28 protein-coding genes and 1 tRNA gene are annotated in these 15,995 nt (G+C 41.6%); 1 reads left to right on the forward strand and 28 read right to left on the reverse strand.

All coding sequences use genetic code 11. From position 1 onward, the window contains the following. Positions 1 to 58: 58 nt before the first annotated feature. From DQQ01_RS15930 to DQQ01_RS12705, 26 genes are all read right to left on the reverse strand, one after another. Positions 59 to 220 (reverse strand): hypothetical protein, encoded by a 162-nt coding sequence (locus DQQ01_RS15930; RefSeq protein WP_162624203.1) that lies wholly within the window; start codon positions 218 to 220, stop codon positions 59 to 61. Next, positions 207 to 1,826, reverse strand: coding sequence for a phage minor capsid protein (locus tag DQQ01_RS12605; RefSeq protein ID WP_111920328.1), 1,620 nt, complete (start codon positions 1,824 to 1,826; stop codon positions 207 to 209). The genes DQQ01_RS15930 and DQQ01_RS12605 overlap by 14 nt, the downstream gene beginning before the upstream one ends. Before the next feature lie 9 nt (positions 1,827 to 1,835). Continuing rightward, positions 1,836 to 3,335 (reverse strand): phage portal protein, encoded by a 1,500-nt coding sequence (locus DQQ01_RS12610; RefSeq protein WP_111920329.1) that lies wholly within the window; start codon positions 3,333 to 3,335, stop codon positions 1,836 to 1,838. A gap of 10 nt (positions 3,336 to 3,345) precedes the next feature. After that, positions 3,346 to 4,659, reverse strand: coding sequence for a PBSX family phage terminase large subunit (locus DQQ01_RS12615; protein WP_111920330.1), 1,314 nt, complete (start codon positions 4,657 to 4,659; stop codon positions 3,346 to 3,348). After that, complete coding sequence (locus DQQ01_RS12620) at positions 4,625 to 5,575, reverse strand: terminase small subunit (protein WP_242980378.1); 951 nt, start codon at positions 5,573 to 5,575, stop codon at positions 4,625 to 4,627. Before DQQ01_RS12620 ends, DQQ01_RS12615 begins: the two co-directional genes overlap by 35 nt. A 32-nt stretch (positions 5,576 to 5,607) precedes the next feature. Beyond that, positions 5,608 to 5,681 (reverse strand) — tRNA-Ile (locus DQQ01_RS12625). Between the two features lie 438 nt (positions 5,682 to 6,119). Further along, a complete protein-coding gene (locus DQQ01_RS16955) occupies positions 6,120 to 6,245 on the reverse strand; it encodes a hypothetical protein (protein ID WP_278278146.1) in 126 nt (41 codons plus the stop codon). A gap of 163 nt (positions 6,246 to 6,408) precedes the next feature. Continuing rightward, a complete protein-coding gene (locus DQQ01_RS12630; protein WP_111920331.1) occupies positions 6,409 to 6,924 on the reverse strand; it encodes an ImmA/IrrE family metallo-endopeptidase in 516 nt (171 codons plus the stop codon). 10 nt (positions 6,925 to 6,934) lie between these two features. Beyond that, on the reverse strand, positions 6,935 to 7,285 hold the full coding sequence (locus tag DQQ01_RS12635; protein WP_111920332.1) for a helix-turn-helix domain-containing protein: 351 nt from the start codon (positions 7,283 to 7,285) through the stop codon (positions 6,935 to 6,937). Between the two features lie 282 nt (positions 7,286 to 7,567). Continuing rightward, positions 7,568 to 8,002 carry a hypothetical protein gene (locus DQQ01_RS12640; RefSeq protein ID WP_111920333.1) on the reverse strand — a complete coding sequence of 145 codons (435 nt, stop codon included), beginning with the start codon at positions 8,000 to 8,002 and terminating at the stop codon, positions 7,568 to 7,570. Between the two features lie 5 nt (positions 8,003 to 8,007). Beyond that, positions 8,008 to 8,382 carry a hypothetical protein gene (locus tag DQQ01_RS12645; RefSeq protein WP_111920334.1) on the reverse strand — a complete coding sequence of 125 codons (375 nt, stop codon included), beginning with the start codon at positions 8,380 to 8,382 and terminating at the stop codon, positions 8,008 to 8,010. 3 nt (positions 8,383 to 8,385) lie between these two features. Beyond that, positions 8,386 to 8,556, reverse strand: a complete 171-nt coding sequence (locus DQQ01_RS15940) for a hypothetical protein (protein WP_162624315.1) — start codon at positions 8,554 to 8,556, stop codon at positions 8,386 to 8,388. 4 nt (positions 8,557 to 8,560) lie between these two features. Further along, positions 8,561 to 8,716 (reverse strand): hypothetical protein, encoded by a 156-nt coding sequence (locus DQQ01_RS15945; RefSeq protein ID WP_162624316.1) that lies wholly within the window; start codon positions 8,714 to 8,716, stop codon positions 8,561 to 8,563. Beyond that, positions 8,713 to 8,967, reverse strand: a complete 255-nt coding sequence (locus tag DQQ01_RS12650) for a hypothetical protein (RefSeq protein ID WP_111920335.1) — start codon at positions 8,965 to 8,967, stop codon at positions 8,713 to 8,715. The genes DQQ01_RS15945 and DQQ01_RS12650 overlap by 4 nt, the downstream gene beginning before the upstream one ends. A 19-nt stretch (positions 8,968 to 8,986) precedes the next feature. Beyond that, positions 8,987 to 9,268: a hypothetical protein gene (locus DQQ01_RS12655; protein WP_111920336.1), complete on the reverse strand. Its 282-nt coding sequence runs from the start codon at positions 9,266 to 9,268 to the stop codon at positions 8,987 to 8,989. Between the two features lie 143 nt (positions 9,269 to 9,411). Then, entirely contained in the window at positions 9,412 to 10,086 is a 675-nt protein-coding gene (locus DQQ01_RS12660) for a hypothetical protein (protein WP_111920337.1), read from the reverse strand. Next, the gene (locus tag DQQ01_RS12665; RefSeq protein WP_111920338.1) at positions 10,050 to 10,655 is read right to left on the reverse strand and encodes a hypothetical protein; all 606 of its coding nucleotides are present in this window, start codon (positions 10,653 to 10,655) and stop codon (positions 10,050 to 10,052) included. The genes DQQ01_RS12660 and DQQ01_RS12665 overlap by 37 nt, the downstream gene beginning before the upstream one ends. 124 nt (positions 10,656 to 10,779) lie before the next feature. Continuing rightward, positions 10,780 to 11,301, reverse strand: coding sequence for a hypothetical protein (locus tag DQQ01_RS12670; RefSeq protein ID WP_111920339.1), 522 nt, complete (start codon positions 11,299 to 11,301; stop codon positions 10,780 to 10,782). A 19-nt stretch (positions 11,302 to 11,320) separates the two neighbouring features. After that, on the reverse strand, positions 11,321 to 11,767 hold the full coding sequence (locus DQQ01_RS12675) for a single-stranded DNA-binding protein (protein WP_111920945.1): 447 nt from the start codon (positions 11,765 to 11,767) through the stop codon (positions 11,321 to 11,323). A gap of 168 nt (positions 11,768 to 11,935) precedes the next feature. After that, complete coding sequence (locus DQQ01_RS12680) at positions 11,936 to 12,268, reverse strand: hypothetical protein (protein WP_111920340.1); 333 nt, start codon at positions 12,266 to 12,268, stop codon at positions 11,936 to 11,938. Positions 12,269 to 12,270: 2 nt separating this feature from the next. Further along, positions 12,271 to 12,549: a hypothetical protein gene (locus tag DQQ01_RS12685; protein WP_111920341.1), complete on the reverse strand. Its 279-nt coding sequence runs from the start codon at positions 12,547 to 12,549 to the stop codon at positions 12,271 to 12,273. Continuing rightward, entirely contained in the window at positions 12,519 to 12,974 is a 456-nt protein-coding gene (locus DQQ01_RS12690; RefSeq protein ID WP_162624317.1) for an RNase H family protein, read from the reverse strand. Before DQQ01_RS12690 ends, DQQ01_RS12685 begins: the two co-directional genes overlap by 31 nt. Beyond that, positions 12,950 to 13,087 (reverse strand): hypothetical protein, encoded by a 138-nt coding sequence (locus DQQ01_RS15950; RefSeq protein ID WP_162624318.1) that lies wholly within the window; start codon positions 13,085 to 13,087, stop codon positions 12,950 to 12,952. Before DQQ01_RS15950 ends, DQQ01_RS12690 begins: the two co-directional genes overlap by 25 nt. 11 nt (positions 13,088 to 13,098) lie before the next feature. Further along, a complete protein-coding gene (locus DQQ01_RS12695; protein ID WP_111920343.1) occupies positions 13,099 to 13,311 on the reverse strand; it encodes a hypothetical protein in 213 nt (70 codons plus the stop codon). After that, entirely contained in the window at positions 13,298 to 14,122 is an 825-nt protein-coding gene (locus tag DQQ01_RS12700) for a rolling circle replication-associated protein (RefSeq protein WP_242980380.1), read from the reverse strand. The genes DQQ01_RS12695 and DQQ01_RS12700 overlap by 14 nt, the downstream gene beginning before the upstream one ends. 265 nt (positions 14,123 to 14,387) lie before the next feature. Continuing rightward, complete coding sequence (locus DQQ01_RS12705; protein ID WP_111920344.1) at positions 14,388 to 14,693, reverse strand: hypothetical protein; 306 nt, start codon at positions 14,691 to 14,693, stop codon at positions 14,388 to 14,390. Between the two features lie 93 nt (positions 14,694 to 14,786). Here DQQ01_RS12705 and DQQ01_RS12710 point away from each other — a divergent pair, with 93 nt between their 5' ends. Next, positions 14,787 to 15,119, forward strand: coding sequence for a hypothetical protein (locus DQQ01_RS12710; protein WP_111920345.1), 333 nt, complete (start codon positions 14,787 to 14,789; stop codon positions 15,117 to 15,119). Here the strand turns inward: DQQ01_RS12710 and DQQ01_RS12715 are convergent. Both DQQ01_RS12715 and DQQ01_RS12720 read right to left on the reverse strand, forming a co-directional pair. Further along, positions 15,097 to 15,390 (reverse strand): hypothetical protein, encoded by a 294-nt coding sequence (locus tag DQQ01_RS12715; protein WP_111920346.1) that lies wholly within the window; start codon positions 15,388 to 15,390, stop codon positions 15,097 to 15,099. The genes DQQ01_RS12710 and DQQ01_RS12715 overlap by 23 nt on opposite strands. Before the next feature lie 17 nt (positions 15,391 to 15,407). Further along, complete coding sequence (locus DQQ01_RS12720) at positions 15,408 to 15,590, reverse strand: helix-turn-helix domain-containing protein (protein ID WP_111920347.1); 183 nt, start codon at positions 15,588 to 15,590, stop codon at positions 15,408 to 15,410. Positions 15,591 to 15,995 lie beyond the last annotated feature (405 nt).

The raw sequence follows: 15,995 nt of genomic DNA on the forward strand, positions 1-15,995 counted from the left end.
GTACCACCCCTTTCCTGAAAATGGATATAAAAATACCACCGGCCATTACGACTGGTGGTTATTCTTCTACAACTTCAAAATATTTTGGAGGATACAAATAATCCTCTCCTGAGTCATCTACGATTCTGTAAAAACCTTTCTCTACAGACATCACATCATATATTTTCCCGTTTGTTAAAACTAAAAATTCAGTCTTTCCAATGAATTTAACCTTCATCATCCAGCCACCTCTTTACCTTAAACTTAACCTTCCCAACGGTTTCTTCCTGGAACCAGTGTACTTCTGCCGATAATTCCTCTCCCGTTTCTTCGTCCTGTAATATGCCAAAGCCTTTTGCATGTTGCCATTTTGATGGTGTTCCGCCAAATTCTTTCGATAAGCCTTCTGCAACTCCTTCATGAAGCGGATGCTTCGTACCCTTTCCGGCAAAAACTTCTCCGTTTTGTATTCTGGTTCCCGGAGCAAATTCATATTCTACACCTGTTGTTTTATCTACAACCTTATAATTTTTGAATTTTGCCCCAACACTCTTTGGAATCTTAATATCCTTTACTGGTATTGTATCAGTTTCCATTGCTTTTGTATAGGCTTTCTTTGCAGCTACCGCTTTGGCACTGTTACTCCGGTCAAACCCGATAACCTGCTCTCTGTCTTTCCTCCGTACTAATTTAGGATTTTTCTGTAGGTATTCTTTCATGTGTGCTTCTTTTTGCTTTAATTTTACAGATGCCGCCTCAAAAGCTTCTTTATCTCCTATCTCATCATAAAGCATACATTCTCTTTTTTGTTTCCGGATATCCCTTTCAATACTCCTTTGAATCTGCATCTTTTTATATAGTTTATCGTTCTCTTCAAAATCTTCCGTAGGGAAATAGCGTTTTCTGGATATGCCGGGTATAAAAGGTACTGGGTGATGTCCGCAATTAATACCAAGGATTCCATCTGGTTCTCCATAAGATGAGTCTTTCAAAGGATAATATCTCACCTTTTTGTTATGCAAATCGGTTGTATATCCACTTCCATTATTCCGGTCAAATATCTTCCCTTGGTCTTTTGAACATTTAGGTCTGGCTCCAGGGTGACTGCTCATCTGTACCAGATTTAAGCCTCTATCGTCCATTCTGGCAAAAGTTGCTTTATTGGCGACATTTCCAGCAGTCGCACGAAGCGTCATAGAAACATACGCTTCCGGGGTCCACTCCCTGCCTTTTTTGTCCACAAAAGCTGGGATTCCTTTTTGGTTAAATTCCTTGATAACTTCCCTGATTGCCTGCTGCCTGGATTCTGCTCCTATAGCTTCTGCATTTACATGCTTCCCCAGAACATCAAGAAATTCTTGCTTATTGGTAATTTCTTCTGCTTTATCTACCGCAGACTGCACCAGCTTTTTATATACATCTCTCGCTTTATACAGCATGGTTGTATTGCAAAGATTTAAAGAGTCTATCGCCTGGCTTCTGACTGCTTTTACAGCTTCTCGAACATTCTTACTCTCTTTTACAGGAACTGTACCCTTCACAATCCCTTGACGTTCCAACTCGGTCAGCCCTGGTTCTACTCTCTCCATCACAATATCTACTACTTCCTGCAGCATACGCTCTACCGTTGTAGCTCCAAGCCCTGCAGCTTTTGCAATGATTTTAATATTCTCTTCATTCAATTTTCCTATTTCGGCCATTTTCTGCATTAACCAGGTATCTGAGTCTATTGGCTGGTCGTAGTTCTGTATGTGCCGGATAATGTTCTGCATAATGAGGGTTTCCATATCTTCATAGACTGAAGTGCCAAAATCAGATATTTCCTGCCTTTCTCCCCTTGTTAGCATTTAAACCACCTACGCTTTATCTTTCCCAGAAACCTTTTCATCAGAATCCCTACTGTTTTTCTCTTCTTTGGAGGTTTCTTCATTTTCTTCACGATGTTCCGATTCTGATTCATTTTCACCCTCCACATCTGTCCAATTGACATTATCCACATCAATCTGATTATCTCCTGCAATCCTCTCCAGCTCCTTCTGGGCTTCTTTTTCATCACATTTATTGATTTCCATGATTGCCGATAACTTAGAACGTAGCCCACCGTTGACCAGCTTAATGTTCTTGTCTATCGTAGCATTGGAATCCTCAATGATAGAATCATCAAAGTCTATCGTAGCTTCCACAACTGTTCCTGTATCCAAAAAGGAAACCGCCCGGACAACGGACTGTATGGCATCATTCACCAGAAGGTTGTGTTTCTGCCTGTTCTGGTATAAATCAGATTTATCTGAAATAACCTCTGTGGCAGTTTTTACGCCACCGTTCTCAAACCGGTATCTTCCGGTTCCCATTCCACATTTAAAGCTTAAAAGGTCTATGCTCCTCTGGATTCCAAGTTCATGCTCCTGGGCACGGATAGACATATCTACCTCTGTCAGCTTCATGTCACTTTCCCGGTCACCCGGCATCATATAATATACAGTTTCCTTTGAGTCAAAGGTTGGCTGCCTGATACCTTCCTTCTCCATTTGAATTTTCGCCATGGCAATGGGTACCAAAATTCTTTTCCTTCCGAGGATAAATTCGTTTATGTAGCTGTCATACACAACGTCACAGCCTTTTAATTGACTTATGGCATTAGAAAAGACAGAAACACCCAGAGGACTGTCCATATCTATGTTGTTATAGATGTTTGGCGTCAAAATCTGAAAAAGAGGAATCCTGCTGCCTGTATTGATAAGCGGTATGATGTCCTCAGGCGGTTCTATCTCTTTTCCGGATTCTGCATCAAGATATTTGTTCTCCAAATAATAGCTATCTGCAGTTTCTCCCTCTTCCGGATTCCCGAATCTGTGTATCTGCAGATACACTCTTTCCTTTCCGTCTACAACTCTGGTGCTGCCAAAGGCGCACTCTGTTATTTCCCCGTTATCCCAGGACAGCGGATAAATCATGTCTGCCCGGATATAATCAATGATAATCTCATCATCTCCGCCCATGTATTCCACAAAGGCGCCGGTTCCCAAAGCAAACGCCAATTCAATCAAACGATTTCCATTGACCCGGAACTTATTAGAAGCCAGAACCTCTTCCAGCCGTGTGCTGTAATCTCCCGCCTTTATGGATACTTTTTCATTTAACAGGAGATTCGCCCAATCCTCACAAATAGTCTTTGCCATTCCCAGGCGGAAGCGTTCCTGTTCCGTCGTAACTGCCCCATTGTAAACCTTATAGTGATGAAATTTTTTCACATCATTCTGGTACCATTCCAGCCATTCATCAATATGGCTGTAGGTTTCATCTGGAACTGTGTTATACTGCTGTGATTCCAGATATTGGCGTATTACATTACTCATTCCTTCACCTCTACGCTGCTATATATAAAATATCTTCCTGGACGCTTTCTGTGCTGTATTCTGTGGAATCCAGGGAATCCACGTTCATAAGCCCGTCATCCAGCCGGACATCTTCGTTTTTCTTTGTATCGTCATATACCGCATTTTCAAACGCTTCTTTGATATGCTCGCAATGCTTCATAATCTTCCAGCGGTGCTGGGCAATCAAGCTGTTATAGAAAGCAATCCTGTCATTGATAGGGCCTTTGATTGCATTTTTAATCTCTATGGATACATGGGCGTCTATGCATGCCATTTCAAGCCCGGCAATCAAAGTCTGCTCTGCACTGTCGCAGTAAGCCTCATAGACTTTAAATCTGCTCTGGGCACGTTTTACAAAGTCTATAAAATCCTCCTGAAGCTGTTTGGGATTAATACGTTTTTTGCAATAATACTCGTCCAGAACAACCACCTGCTTGTATCCTCTTGTGAATCCTGTCAGGGTAAAAGAATGAGCCGACTTCGTCCCTCCGAAATCGACTCCGATAACTGCATATGAAATTGGATTCTCCTCAAGCCATTCACTTGTTATCAAATAATCTTTCACATTATCTGCAAACTGCTGATAAATTAAACCTTCTGCTGCCACCCACAAACCTAAGATAAAGCGTTTATAGAACACACTGCTGTGTGGCCACTTCCGCTTATACTCTTCGATTTTCTTCTGAGATAATGTAAGATTATCCTCCATCATGAAATGCAGATGGTAAACTCTTTTTTCTTTTGCCTTTCTGATGAACTCTTCATTGATATAGTTGTGAGGATTCTCTGGGTTGCAGTTCATCCACACTTTGGAACCTTCTACAGAGCAGCGCCCCATCATCTGGTCTATGAAATTCTGTGGGAATAGTGCCGCCTCATCTGCGTAAGCTCCTGCTGCTGTAAGTCCCTGTAAAGCATCCTGGCTAGCTTCTGTACTAGCTCCATACAGGTAATAGGTATTTGTCCCTATTTCAATCCTTGCATCTGTGCCGGAACGGACATATTCATAAGGCCAGCCCCACGCTTCTAGCATCTGCAGCATAGGACGTACCACGTTTTTCTTTAGCGCACCCATGGTCTTTCCGGCCAGGATAAAGGACTGCCCGGAAAACATCTCCTGGGACCATGTGAGGAAGCCAATAATCATTGCAATGGTTTTTCCGGAACGGATTGCCCCGTCTGCAATAACAATATCATTCTCACTGGACATCGCCATTGGACGCCACCAATGTATCAAGCGCCTTTGCTGCTCAGAGAAGGGCTTAAAATCAAATCTCGCTGGTCTTTTCTTTTTCTTCGGCATCTTGCTCCTCCTTTTTGCTGAACAAATTATCTATGTCTTCCTGGGTTGGATTCATGGCTTTCAGGAAGGAGGTAATGTTCTCGTTATCCTCATCATGGTTTCCAAGTTCCTGGTTCATAGCAAATTCTGCACGCCTTATTCTGATCTGCTGCTCTTTTGTTGCCATATCCATATGCTCTGTAAGCCATTCCAGGGCTTTCATTCTGTCCGGCAATTTAATGCTTGCGCCATCTTTTCCCTGTTTTACTTCTGCAATCAGGGTTCCATCTACTTCTGAGGAATCTTTGAAGCGAACAACATTCACTCTTTTTGTAAGGGTTTTCTTTTCTCCTGTTTCCTCATCTTTTACCTGCACTGGTCCGTATACTGCCATCACTGGGACATCTTCCTGGCCAAATTCTACGAAATCTGTTACATCTGAAAAGGCTATATCCATGTATTTCTGAAAGATGTCAGATTCATCTAACATTTCCTGGTTTAGACGGTTCTGTTTTAGCCTGAGGATTTCACTTTTAATTTCAATACTTTTCAATAGATTTGATGCATTTCCGCAAGCTGTTGCGTAATCAACTTGAAACGCTTTCTGATATGCCTTTGTAGCATTAAAACATTTTACATAATATAAACAAAAAAGCCTTTGCTTATCGGTAAGTTCAGTATTTTCTATCACCTGCTCAACCGCTTCTGCAATGGCTTCTTTTTTGATGCTATTTTCATTGTTTTTTTGTGTGCACACCTTTTTCTTTTTTGTGTGCACACTTTTTCCACCTTCCTTCGACCACTTGTATCTGGTCTTCCAGGACTTTACTGTATTTATTGTTACACCGTATTTCTCGGCTATTTCTTTGTACTTCATGCCATTTAGGTAATCCTGATAGGCAAGTTCTGCATTTGTTGCCTTTACTTCTCCACCCAAACATCACCACCTCTCTTCGTTTGTTTTGTAAATGGATCCTCTGGGGTTCGAACCCAGGGCTGCCCGGTTATGAGCCGGGTACTCTAACCTGCTGAGTTAAAGGTCCTTATGGGGATTAAAAAAGACACCCGGGATGGGTGCCTTCTGATTTTTTAATTTTCTTTTTTTCTAATTATTTTTTCGCATTTTGCTATTTTTGCATGTAGTAATACCACCCAAAAAAAATCCTGATATTATAACTACTATATTTACTATAATATCTTGTTCATTTACCATAGTAATCAAATACGGGATATAAACAACACCTAATACCTTTTCTAAACCTTCTCCCATACTTTTTATAGAGTATAATTTGTCTATAGATTCTTTTTTCAGATTTTTATTATCTTCTATCCATTATTCTCCTATTTTTCTAAATACAAATATCAGTATAGTGATTACAACACACCAATATATTATTGAAATACTCAACCTTTGCTCCTTCCAATTTTATTATTAATACAAAAAGACATATTCAACAAGAAAATACGTCTTTTGCAAATCATCAATTAGCTTTTTTAGTTGGTTTTGGTCCAGGACCTACCCAAAATCTAAATGCTTTTTTCCCATGATCTTTTGCATAAACTTTAGTTCCATCTTTTGCCGTAATCCAAGCACGGAAAATATACATTCAATCATCTCCTTTCGCAATTTCTACTTGCGAAAGTACGATTACAGTGTTATAATTTAGTTGCGAATTAAATTAAACCTTGTTGACTGTATTCATACTTTCAACTAGTAGCCAAGCATCTTGTGTGCTTGGTTTTTTCTATGTAAAGGATTTCTCCTTAACATCATTTATGAATTTGTCTGTACTGAACTTTTGCTGCTGCCAGCGAAACTCCACAATATTCAGCAATTTCATCTATAGTCAAATCTTTTGCTAAATCATAAGGAACTAATAATTCTCCACCAAACGCATCCGCTTGCCATTCAGGATCTTTATACGGTGGTATATTTTTTGTACCCGTTCTGGCAAACACTACCGTCTCTTTTGAATGTTCCAAGTAGTGGTATAATTCATGTGCCATTGTCAATCTATCCCTGCCACTACCTTCACAAGCCCTCAGATACACATCACTTCTTATCATAATTTCATTTCTTTCTGGAAATGTTAATCCATGACACTCGCCCATCTCTTCCACTTCACCTACACGAAATGTAAATCCAGGTATAATCCTTGGTAATGTCTTTTCCAAAAAATCCACAATTGGAAAATACAATTCTTTCTCAGCACTCTGAATCTTTCTGATAAGCCTGCTTGTATTTCTTATATCGTCTCGTGATTTAGGTTTTGCCATATACCCCATAGATTCACTCCTATCTGCCTAGTATTTTACGTATTTCTTTCATTTCTTCATCTGACAAACTCTTAAAACTTCTTGCAAAAGCCAACGCTAACTCTCTTTCCTCCGATTCAATTTTACTCAAATCAATTTTTAAGGAACTTTTTCCTTCATAAGCTAACGATTGCAAAATTGCCAGTTCATCTGAAGATAACTGATATTTTTCTCCCAACACATCTATCCATGTATCCGGAACCTCTCTTTTACCATTTTCCACTGCGGATAAATATGCCACGGTAACACCTAAATTAGAAGCCATATCTTTTAATAATTCATCATGGTCTATCCGAAGTTTCCTTAACTCCTTGCCAAAATTAGTTAACATAGCACTCCCGTCCTTTCATTGGTTTCCCCTTGATACATTTGTATTATATATTTTTCTGTTTAATATGTCAACTCTTATTTTATTAATTATTCTATAATTTTAATAATTCAACAAATTGTTGAATTATCTTTATTTATAAAAGGCATCAGCTAAAATCAGATGCCCATATATTTTTATTTATTTTATACGGCAACAGGGCTGTGACACCCTGCTGCCGTTACAATAATACAAAGGAGGAATCCGTTATGCATATCTCTTGCAACTTTTCCCTCTATCATAATATCACGGAATGTCGGTCAATTTGTGGTCCAATTTTAAATCGTTTAAAATTGCATAGAACTTTTTTCTTGTTCCGTAGAAATCTCTTCTGCACATGGGGATTTTCCCCTGTTCGTCGTCATACTCTATAAATTCATACGAAAGCCCCAGTGTAACCGATTTAAGTATGTACCTCCAAATCTCCGGATTTGCCCGTATAGCAGCCTCTTCGATTAACGCACAATCCCTTTTGTATATGTCATTTGCTATTGCCTGATTTTCCACCTGGCTACCTGTATTATGAGCTTTCGGCTGTCCATCATACTGCATAGCGGATATACCGTATTTTATCTTGCTTTTCTTTTCGTCGTATTGCAGGCAGAAGGCTTTTAATTCCTTGTATCGGTTTTCCGATATCCCGTAGTCTTCCCACGTCATATCTCTCAATCTTTTCTGCAATGGTATCACCTCCGTTTCTGAAGGAACTCATGCCAGCGGAAGCTCTCCCGGAATCCTCTGCTGTCTTGCAGAGTGACTATGTGAGGAGATACACCTACCACTTTCATTTTTTTGTATTTCTTTTCCCACTTTTCGCTTTTGGGGTCATTTGAAGGACGTTTTACTAGCATTTTGTAGATTTCCCCGCGATATACTCCGTGCTTTCTTTCCAGCGCCCTGGTCTTTTCTTCCTGGCGGATTCCCCACATAGCCTGTGTTGGGGTTGGATCCGGAACTCCTGAGCCGTTTTTCATCATGCCACTTTCTCCTTTCATACAGTTTTTGCACACCTGCTGCCCTTCTGGGATTGTTTCCCCGCAACATACGCATCTATCTTCCATAGTCTACAGATACTCCTCCACAATCCACCGTAGCGATTCCAGCATGTCTGCCTTTGTGATGTTTTTAATATGCATCCCCTGAGTCACCTCCTGTATTGCGGTAAGCTTGTCCTCTGGGTCGTACTCGTCCGAATGGATATTTTTTATAATTTTTAACATCGTTCCTCTCGTCATTTGTCTACTCCTTTTTATTAAACCGGTTACTGATATGCTCCCGGAAACGTCCTGCTGCCATCTGGTCTTCCCGGGGAGTTATTAAATATCCCCGGTGCTGACAGTAGCAATCTCCTGTTTGCAGGTCTGTTTTACATTTATTACAGTTGTTACAGTTCATGGTTCTCCTTCCTCTGTGTTTTCTTTATATTCTTCTCGCGGGATAATCCGCACGTCTTCTACTTCAATTTCGCAAGCTTTAGCAAACCCTTCTATATTGGTTTTTGCGTACTCTTGTAAATCAAAATCTTTCATGCTTTCCATGCGCAAATTTGATATTAATTGCGCGTATCCGGTAGTTCCCTCTCCACCGTAAAGTTCAGCGTTTTTGATTTCGAAGAACAGTTCCAAGGTTATATGTATTTTTTCCATTTTGCACCTCCACTAAATCTCAAAATGAATATCCGACCCATAAATATTGTGTGCTTCCTTCAATCGGATAGTAATAAGTTCCGTCACCAGAGTCTTCTCCACGTATACATTGGTCGCAGAACTCCCCATTTAACCGTTCTTCACCTTCCGGTTCTTGAGATACTCCAAAACCAGTTACCCAAACATCTTCAAGTCCATTTTCATTCGCAAATTCTTCAAGTTCTTCATAAAGCTTGTCGATTTCTGCTTTTAATTGTTCGTATCTCTCTGCTTTTTCAGCTATTTCTTTTGATGCTTTCATTTTCTTCCTCCACTAAATATCAGCTTTTACTTCCTCAAATTCCAATCCTAACGTTTTTCCTTCTTCGTATATCTTCTTTTTTTATTTTCTAAAATTGATTTGGTAGCTTTTAAGTTTTATTCCATTTTCCATTCCGTACCTCCTTAATGCCCTGCCAGAAACGTATTTAGCATATGTTCTTTCCAGTCTGGTTTACTGTCTGCTGCTCTATATGGTTCTGGAAGCGGCTGCCAGGCTACTGCAACATCATAGACTCTCCCATGGTCATTCCCGACTTCTTTTTCGCATGTCGTTTCATAACCCTCATCTAAAAATATCCATTTTCCAAATGTATTCACATGCGCAAGATAAGTTCCGAAACTCTTTTGATGATGGATTTTTTCTTCTTTTTTAACCCATTTGCTGTCATAATCAGAAACCCATGCTGAATGCATTACAGTTGCTAAAACCCATCTTTCCTGCTCTGGCAGACGCTTACTGCGTGGAATCCAATCATTAGCTTCATACGCTGTTGGCTGCTCATCAATCATTTTCCTTCCAGTGTGTCTGTTCCCACGTTTCTTTTCCCTCCTCTCCGTAACAGCCGTCCATATCAGTGCAAATATCACCTCTGCCATAAGATACGGTAATAATAAAAATGCAAAACACAGGCCTGCTGCCGTGCCGATGACTCCCTTATCCTCCGTCCAGTCCAAGATTCTGATTAGGGCAAATTCTTTTGTCAGGAAGACTGCTGCCATTCCGGCAACAGCTTCCAAAAATGCTATGGTAAGTAAAGCTGTCAACATGTCACTTTCCTCTTTTCTGTAAAATCCCATTTTTCAAGCTCCTGAAGGATAAACTCTTCTTTTGGATCTCCCTCTGCAATGGCAATATCGCATTTTAAGGTACAGGCTTCGTTCTGCCACCAGATTGAATACCTGTTATTTCCCAGCGGCAGGCTTACAGGACCCTCTTCTTTTTCCCTGCTGCCGCTGTTTATCATACTTACGATATGTTCCGGGAGTATGACGCACTCCATGGTGCTCCGGTTCTGCAGGACTGCCAGTTCTCTTCTGTATGTGCGGATACGGATGTCGGTGTCTTTGTAAGCTGTCTTGAAGTATGTAGTATCCGGTCTGTAAACCTCTTCCGGAAGCAAATCCCGCTCTTCCCAGTTTGTGTCATCGCTTTTATAAAATGCCGCTGCCCTTCCCGGCGCCGGTATGGAACCAATCAGTTCAATAATGGCTGCCTTGGCTTTCTTCGGCATCATGGTCCTTTCCAGCCAAATGCTCCAGTATCCTCCCATAAGATAAATACCCTCGCCGTCATTGCCTACAGTAAGCCCCGTAGTGTTATATGCTTTTTTTGTCAGGGCTTTAAATGCATTCATCTTTAAAAACATATGCTCATCTCCTCTTCTTTGCGTTTCTGACTATCTGTTTCTTTGGTTTCCTGCTGCCTACGCATCTCCCGCTTTGTCTGCCGTAGATAAAAGCTGTAAAATTGTTTCTTCCCATAATCCTCTCCTATGCGTTCTCAATCTTCCGGGTCAGGGCGTCTGCGATATCCTGATGTCCGGTTTCTTCCAGCACCTCAATGACTGCTGCTAGAGATACAAACCTTCCCTGCTCCCGCTTGTTTTCCTCTTCTATCAATTCCAGTGTTTCCATGTCCGGGTGTATGCCGCAGGTTTCCTGCATAGTCTTTGCCATGTCGGATAAGGTCACATAGGCGTTTCCGAACCGGTCATAACTCATACAGTCTTCGCTGTGCTTGTCCATTTGTTTCTCAAACCGTTGTAAACGGACGGAACGCCAGCCATGCTCTGCGTAGAGTACCCACATGGCAACGGTTTTCATGGTGTTCATAATTCTTTTTGCTAACATGTCATAAAGCTCTTCTACTGCCTTTTCCGGCAGGATAACGGAGATTCCTAATGCCCCCCGTCTTCTCAAGTCCTGTTCCAGGTAGTCCACGCCTTTTTCCTTTGCTACCCGGAGGGCGTAAGCTGCGCCCTCATTTCTCCACTTTTCTTCTTTCTTGTTCATGGCTTCCTCCTTGTATTGTTTAGCTGAATGGCAACTCTTCATCGATTCCGTCCGGAATGTTCATGAAGCCGTCTGGGTCTACCGTTGGCTGTCCTGCTGCCGTGTTGCTCTGTGTATTGCTGCTTCCTTCTGCACCATTCTGGGCATTTTTGCTTTCGGCAAATTCCTGTTCTTCTACCACTACGTCTGTGGTATATACCTTGTTCCCGTCCCGATTGGTATAACTTCCGGTCTGGATACGTCCGGTTATCACAATCCGGATTCCCTGACGGAAGTATTTCTCGGCAAATTCTGCCTGTTTTCCGAAAGCCACGCAGCTGATAAAGTCTGCGGTGGCTTCTCCCTCCCTTTTAAACCGGCGGTCTACTGCTAATGTATATCTGGCAATCGCCATTGGGTTCTCACCTTGGGTATAACGTACGTCCGGGTCACGGGTTAAGCGTCCCATTAAAATTACTTTATTCATGGTTTTTCCTTTCTTTTCCAAAAAGTCCCCCACCGTCTTTCGTTTAACGTTTATCAGTACTGACGGGTTTCTGTCCACAGAAAAATTGTGGAAAGTGGGGATTCTATCCCATTTTTTCGTCCTCTTTTTCAAAATCAGGGGTTCAAAATGCCCCTCCGTACTGGTAAATCAAGTACGGACAAATTCCCCACCTAAATAGGATTTCCCTATGATTTGGACAAATTCCTGCCGGGTATGGGTCTTTTCATACTCCTCCTGGCACATTTTTTTCAGGAGCAGGTCTGTTTCCCGGTTGTTGTGTACCGCTTCATTACTCTCCCGGTGGTGTCCCAGACAGAGATTCACCTTAAAGCCGTGCTTCTCACTGTTTTTTCGGTTTGATGTGCCGAAAAAGATGTGGTGGTCTTCCACGTATTTGTAGCTGTAGTCCCCGTATAAGACCATGCAGAGGTAACACTGCTTTTTACTCTGGTTCTGCAAGATGCTTTTCTGTTTTTTCATGCCTACACCCAGCTTTCTACGATGCACTTATCGTCTACGGCTGCCCTCGGGAATTTTACCCGGAATCCACTCTTTTCCACGTCTTCGCGGCACTCCTGCACGGTCTTCCGCAGAATACACAGTGAGGTCGGCCTTCCGGTTTTAGCGTCAAATACCCTTGCAACGCAGCCTTTCGGGAAATCCGTTGGGTTTTTATAGATAACCACCATAGGCAGAGGGACAACCCTTCTGTCTATGTCCTTTAAACTGCTTAACACTTTGTTCTTTGGTAATTCCTGCATTTTTCCTCCATTTCTGTCAGCAGCCACCGGGAATAAGCATGCTCACCCAGTTCTATGTTGACCTGATGTTTTTGTATCTGTTCCCATATCCGGCGCCACTCCTCCCGGTTTACTATTGGTTTGCCATTAGACATAAAGTCTTCTGCCGCCCAGTCTGCCAGCCTGTCCCGGAGCATACACAGGACAAAGCGGTTCTGTCCGTATATGCGGAGCTCACAGGGCGTCTTGATTCGTTCCAGTGCTTCAGCAAGCCCAAGAAGGAACTCCCGGTTGTAGGTACCGCAGCCTTCCCGGTAATTTACCAGGGTTGCAGGGCCTTTTTCCGTGATGTACTCTAAAACGTAGCCGCACATGCGCTCTTTTTTTCCCAACGCTGTGGTGCTGCATTCCAGGTACAGGCTTACTTTTTTCGCTTGTTCCTCCATTTCCGGTATCTGTCCCTCCCCTCTGCAACTACTGTGTAGACAAAAGCATAGAGCAGGAGCGCCTGGAAGGATACCCCTAACAGCTCCCATGCGAAAATAACAAAGTTCAACATTTTGATTCCTCCTATAATTTTTCAAAATTCCCGTCCGGATCCCTGCCATGTTTTCCCTGTCTGCCTCCGGCGAGGTCGTTCTTCCCTCCGCAGGAAGTCCAGAATCTCTCTACGCCATTACAGCTTTCAAAGCCCAGGCTGGTAATCCCATATTTACTTTTCACATTTTTTACTGCTTCGGATATCCCTTTCATATCTTCCTGTAAAGAATCAAATCTGCTCACGCTTTCGCCTCCTTTTCTTCCGGAATCTCTGTTTCCGGTTCTTGTTTTCTTCCAGGTCTTTACCTAGACGGATTAATGTGTATCTCCGGTAGCTGTATCCGGTTACCGGATTGATGCCTTCATGGATTTTGGCTATGTAATACCCTTTCTTTGGTTTGGGTTCTTTTGGCCAGTGTACCAAGGTCTGCTTTTCCGGTTCCGGCAGGGGCATGTTCCGGGATATGTTGTAGCTCGCTTCTTTTATCCTGGGCTTTGCCTGGGTTCCGTCCACCTTTAACTCCACGGTACGTTCGCTTTTTGTCATGTAATTGGCAAGCTTGGTGAAATCCTCGTCATAAAATTTGCTTTTCCGGATTTCCGTGAACCAGGTGCCGCCTTTCTTCCATGCCTTTTGCAGGATACTGGCAGTATCTCCAATTTCGTTTACTACCAGGTGAATATGCCAACCTCCCTTTGTTCCCCTTTCGATGTTCCGGATCCAGAAAAGTTCCTGCCCTCTTTTCTTGTACTGTGCCCGAACCTTTCCTATTGCCTTTTGAAAATCCTTCAATGCCTCCTCCATGGTAGGAGGTCTGTTTTTCATCCCATAGGTCCATGTAGCGAAGCAATCACCGAAGGAGAAATACTGTAAAAGCCTTTGCCGGCATTTCTTTGTTTTATTCTGGTCATTGACCTTTTGCACATCCTCTTTAGTCAGCTTTTTCTTTGGTGTCCTTTTAATTCCCTTCGCCCCATAATTCCCGTCATGGTATTCCTCGATATCAATCACATCTCCGTGCTTCATGATGTATTTATTTCTTTTTGTAGCCATACGTTTTATCCTAACTTTAATATCTTTATCGAGTTGTAAAACGGCTTATTTAGCCGTTTTCAGCCCTTTGTAGCCTGTTCTATCTTTTTTTGTTTTTGCCGCCTATTGGTTTACATAATCTTGTAAAAATATGTAAAAATACGCTTGCAATTCGGAAATCGTATGGTATAATCAAAGTGTCTAAAGATTATACCTACAAAGCCTTTGTCGATATCAATACGCAAAGGCTTTGTTTCGTTTCTGCCTCTCCATGACCTGCAAGCTCCTACAAATCTTCTTTCCCGTAGAATCCCATGGCTTTTGCAATTTCCTGTGGATTGTATTCCGGCACATGCTTTCTTGCGTTTTTGTCTGCCAGCATCTTTTTCCATTTCCAGTAGTCGGAGAAGGCAAGGAAATTCACTCTCTTCAGTGTACCTTCCCCCATTACTGCATAATCGCCATAGCGTTCATGGTTTTCTTCGATTTCTTTCATATGTTTTCTGGCTGTCCGATCACTGATATGGAACTGTTCTGAAATCCCTTTTACTGTCATAACCGGATTGCCGTACATAATCTGCATAACTGTCATGCTATCAACCTCCTTTCTTGAGTTTTTCTGGTTCTTCTCCTATACTGTAGATACAGGCACTGCCATGCCGAGTATTATGAAAGGAGAATTTTTATGAAGTCACTTTTTGAAAATATCACCGAAGATGAATTTCAAACTCTTGAATTAATCTTACAAAATCCAGGAAGAACGCCAGCTTCCTTTTTCTTTACTGACCCTACTATAGACGGCCGTATAGAAGAATTAGAGAAACATGGATTAATCAAGTTGAATTCTGATGCACAAATGACAATCACAGAGCTTGGGCGTGCCTCTTTAAAAGAACATGACTCCATGTTGTTAAAAGCTAAACATACAAAATATGTAGAATTATTAAAATTCTTAATTCCAACATTTATCTCTTTAGCTGCTTTGATTGTTTCTATCATTGCATTATTACAGACATAGCTAATAGGATAATGGAAATTCCCTGTACGATCTGGAGAACAATTAAATGTTGTAATTTTCTTTTGTACCTCATAAACTCTTCACTCGTTGTTCTCTGGATTAGTCCAGTATCTCTTACAAATTTCTGAGTTATCATACTTGACTTTCTTAACATCAGTTCTTCGTATTCTGTGATAAACGTCCTGACTTCATATCCGAATGTTGCATCTCTAAGTTTTTGAATGCAATTATTCAGTTCTTCATCCAATACTGTATTTATGTCCTCCTCCATCTTCCTCACCCCGCTTTCTACTCTAGGAAATACTCAATACTTACACCGAAGTAATCCGCTACTTTTTTCAACTTTTCTACCGATGGAGAACACTTGTCCCAACTGCGTATTGTTGCATTTCCAAATCCAAGTTTTTTTTCAAGTGTTCCAATAGAAATATTGTTATCCTTGGCAATCTTCTCAATTTTTTTTAAAATCATAATTTCCTCCTTCTATAAAATTATGCTATATTGAAAATTTTCTATTTTCATGCTATTATTTCCCTATGCCTACAAGGCAATGAAAGGGGTTGGTCTTTTGACCGAGTTTTTGAAATTGCCTGTTCCCTTAATGTGAGGTCGCCAAGGTGGCACCAAAGCACCTAAAACTGGGTTAAGGTAGATTACTAGCATAGCGTCAACTGTGGCGCGAACCACATTTAAAAATGCTTCAGTCGGTATCTGATATAACTACCGCACTATGCTAAGTACTCCTCGTAATGTGTCAGCGGTAAGGCATCTTGCAGAACTAAAACTGCGAAAGTGACACAGTGCTTGATAGAAGCGCTTGGGACCATCTTGTGTGGTGAAAACCTGCAAAGTACATAGGGTAAAAAAATTTAGACA

It is taken from the genome of Blautia argi (assembly GCF_003287895.1).
Taxonomy (GTDB): domain Bacteria; phylum Bacillota; class Clostridia; order Lachnospirales; family Lachnospiraceae; genus Blautia; species Blautia argi.

Bases quoted from the DNA above. Each gene is read 5' to 3' on its own strand.
- DQQ01_RS15950 (WP_162624318.1), bottom strand. From the start codon at position 13,087: ATGTTGAACTTTGTTATTTTCGCATGGGAGCTGTTAGGGGTATCCTTC.
- DQQ01_RS12660 (WP_111920337.1), bottom strand. From the start codon at position 10,086: ATGGGATTTTACAGAAAAGAGGAAAGTGACATGTTGACAGCTTTACTT.
- DQQ01_RS12680 (WP_111920340.1), bottom strand. From the start codon at position 12,268: ATGAAAAAACAGAAAAGCATCTTGCAGAACCAGAGTAAAAAGCAGTGT.
- DQQ01_RS15930 (WP_162624203.1), bottom strand. From the start codon at position 220: ATGATGAAGGTTAAATTCATTGGAAAGACTGAATTTTTAGTTTTAACA.
- DQQ01_RS12630 (WP_111920331.1), bottom strand. From the start codon at position 6,924: ATGGGGTATATGGCAAAACCTAAATCACGAGACGATATAAGAAATACA.
- DQQ01_RS12690 (WP_162624317.1), bottom strand. From the start codon at position 12,974: ATGGAGGAACAAGCGAAAAAAGTAAGCCTGTACCTGGAATGCAGCACC.
- DQQ01_RS12675 (WP_111920945.1), bottom strand. From the start codon at position 11,767: ATGAATAAAGTAATTTTAATGGGACGCTTAACCCGTGACCCGGACGTA.
- DQQ01_RS12715 (WP_111920346.1), bottom strand. From the start codon at position 15,390: ATGGAGGAGGACATAAATACAGTATTGGATGAAGAACTGAATAATTGC.
- DQQ01_RS12720 (WP_111920347.1), bottom strand. From the start codon at position 15,590: ATGATTTTAAAAAAAATTGAGAAGATTGCCAAGGATAACAATATTTCT.
- DQQ01_RS12605 (WP_111920328.1), bottom strand. From the start codon at position 1,826: ATGCTAACAAGGGGAGAAAGGCAGGAAATATCTGATTTTGGCACTTCA.
- DQQ01_RS16955 (WP_278278146.1), bottom strand. From the start codon at position 6,245: ATGTATATTTTCCGTGCTTGGATTACGGCAAAAGATGGAACTAAAGTT.
- DQQ01_RS12700 (WP_242980380.1), bottom strand. From the start codon at position 14,122: ATGGCTACAAAAAGAAATAAATACATCATGAAGCACGGAGATGTGATT.
- DQQ01_RS12665 (WP_111920338.1), bottom strand. From the start codon at position 10,655: ATGTTTTTAAAGATGAATGCATTTAAAGCCCTGACAAAAAAAGCATAT.
- DQQ01_RS12685 (WP_111920341.1), bottom strand. From the start codon at position 12,549: ATGCAGGAATTACCAAAGAACAAAGTGTTAAGCAGTTTAAAGGACATA.
- DQQ01_RS12710 (WP_111920345.1), top strand. From the start codon at position 14,787: ATGAAGTCACTTTTTGAAAATATCACCGAAGATGAATTTCAAACTCTT.
- DQQ01_RS12705 (WP_111920344.1), bottom strand. From the start codon at position 14,693: ATGACAGTTATGCAGATTATGTACGGCAATCCGGTTATGACAGTAAAA.
- DQQ01_RS12655 (WP_111920336.1), bottom strand. From the start codon at position 9,268: ATGAAAGCATCAAAAGAAATAGCTGAAAAAGCAGAGAGATACGAACAA.
- DQQ01_RS12670 (WP_111920339.1), bottom strand. From the start codon at position 11,301: ATGAACAAGAAAGAAGAAAAGTGGAGAAATGAGGGCGCAGCTTACGCC.
- DQQ01_RS12615 (WP_111920330.1), bottom strand. From the start codon at position 4,659: ATGCCGAAGAAAAAGAAAAGACCAGCGAGATTTGATTTTAAGCCCTTC.
- DQQ01_RS15945 (WP_162624316.1), bottom strand. From the start codon at position 8,716: ATGAACTGTAACAACTGTAATAAATGTAAAACAGACCTGCAAACAGGA.
- DQQ01_RS15940 (WP_162624315.1), bottom strand. From the start codon at position 8,556: ATGACGAGAGGAACGATGTTAAAAATTATAAAAAATATCCATTCGGAC.
- DQQ01_RS12610 (WP_111920329.1), bottom strand. From the start codon at position 3,335: ATGAGTAATGTAATACGCCAATATCTGGAATCACAGCAGTATAACACA.
- DQQ01_RS12650 (WP_111920335.1), bottom strand. From the start codon at position 8,967: ATGGAAAAAATACATATAACCTTGGAACTGTTCTTCGAAATCAAAAAC.
- DQQ01_RS12645 (WP_111920334.1), bottom strand. From the start codon at position 8,382: ATGGAAGATAGATGCGTATGTTGCGGGGAAACAATCCCAGAAGGGCAG.
- DQQ01_RS12635 (WP_111920332.1), bottom strand. From the start codon at position 7,285: ATGTTAACTAATTTTGGCAAGGAGTTAAGGAAACTTCGGATAGACCAT.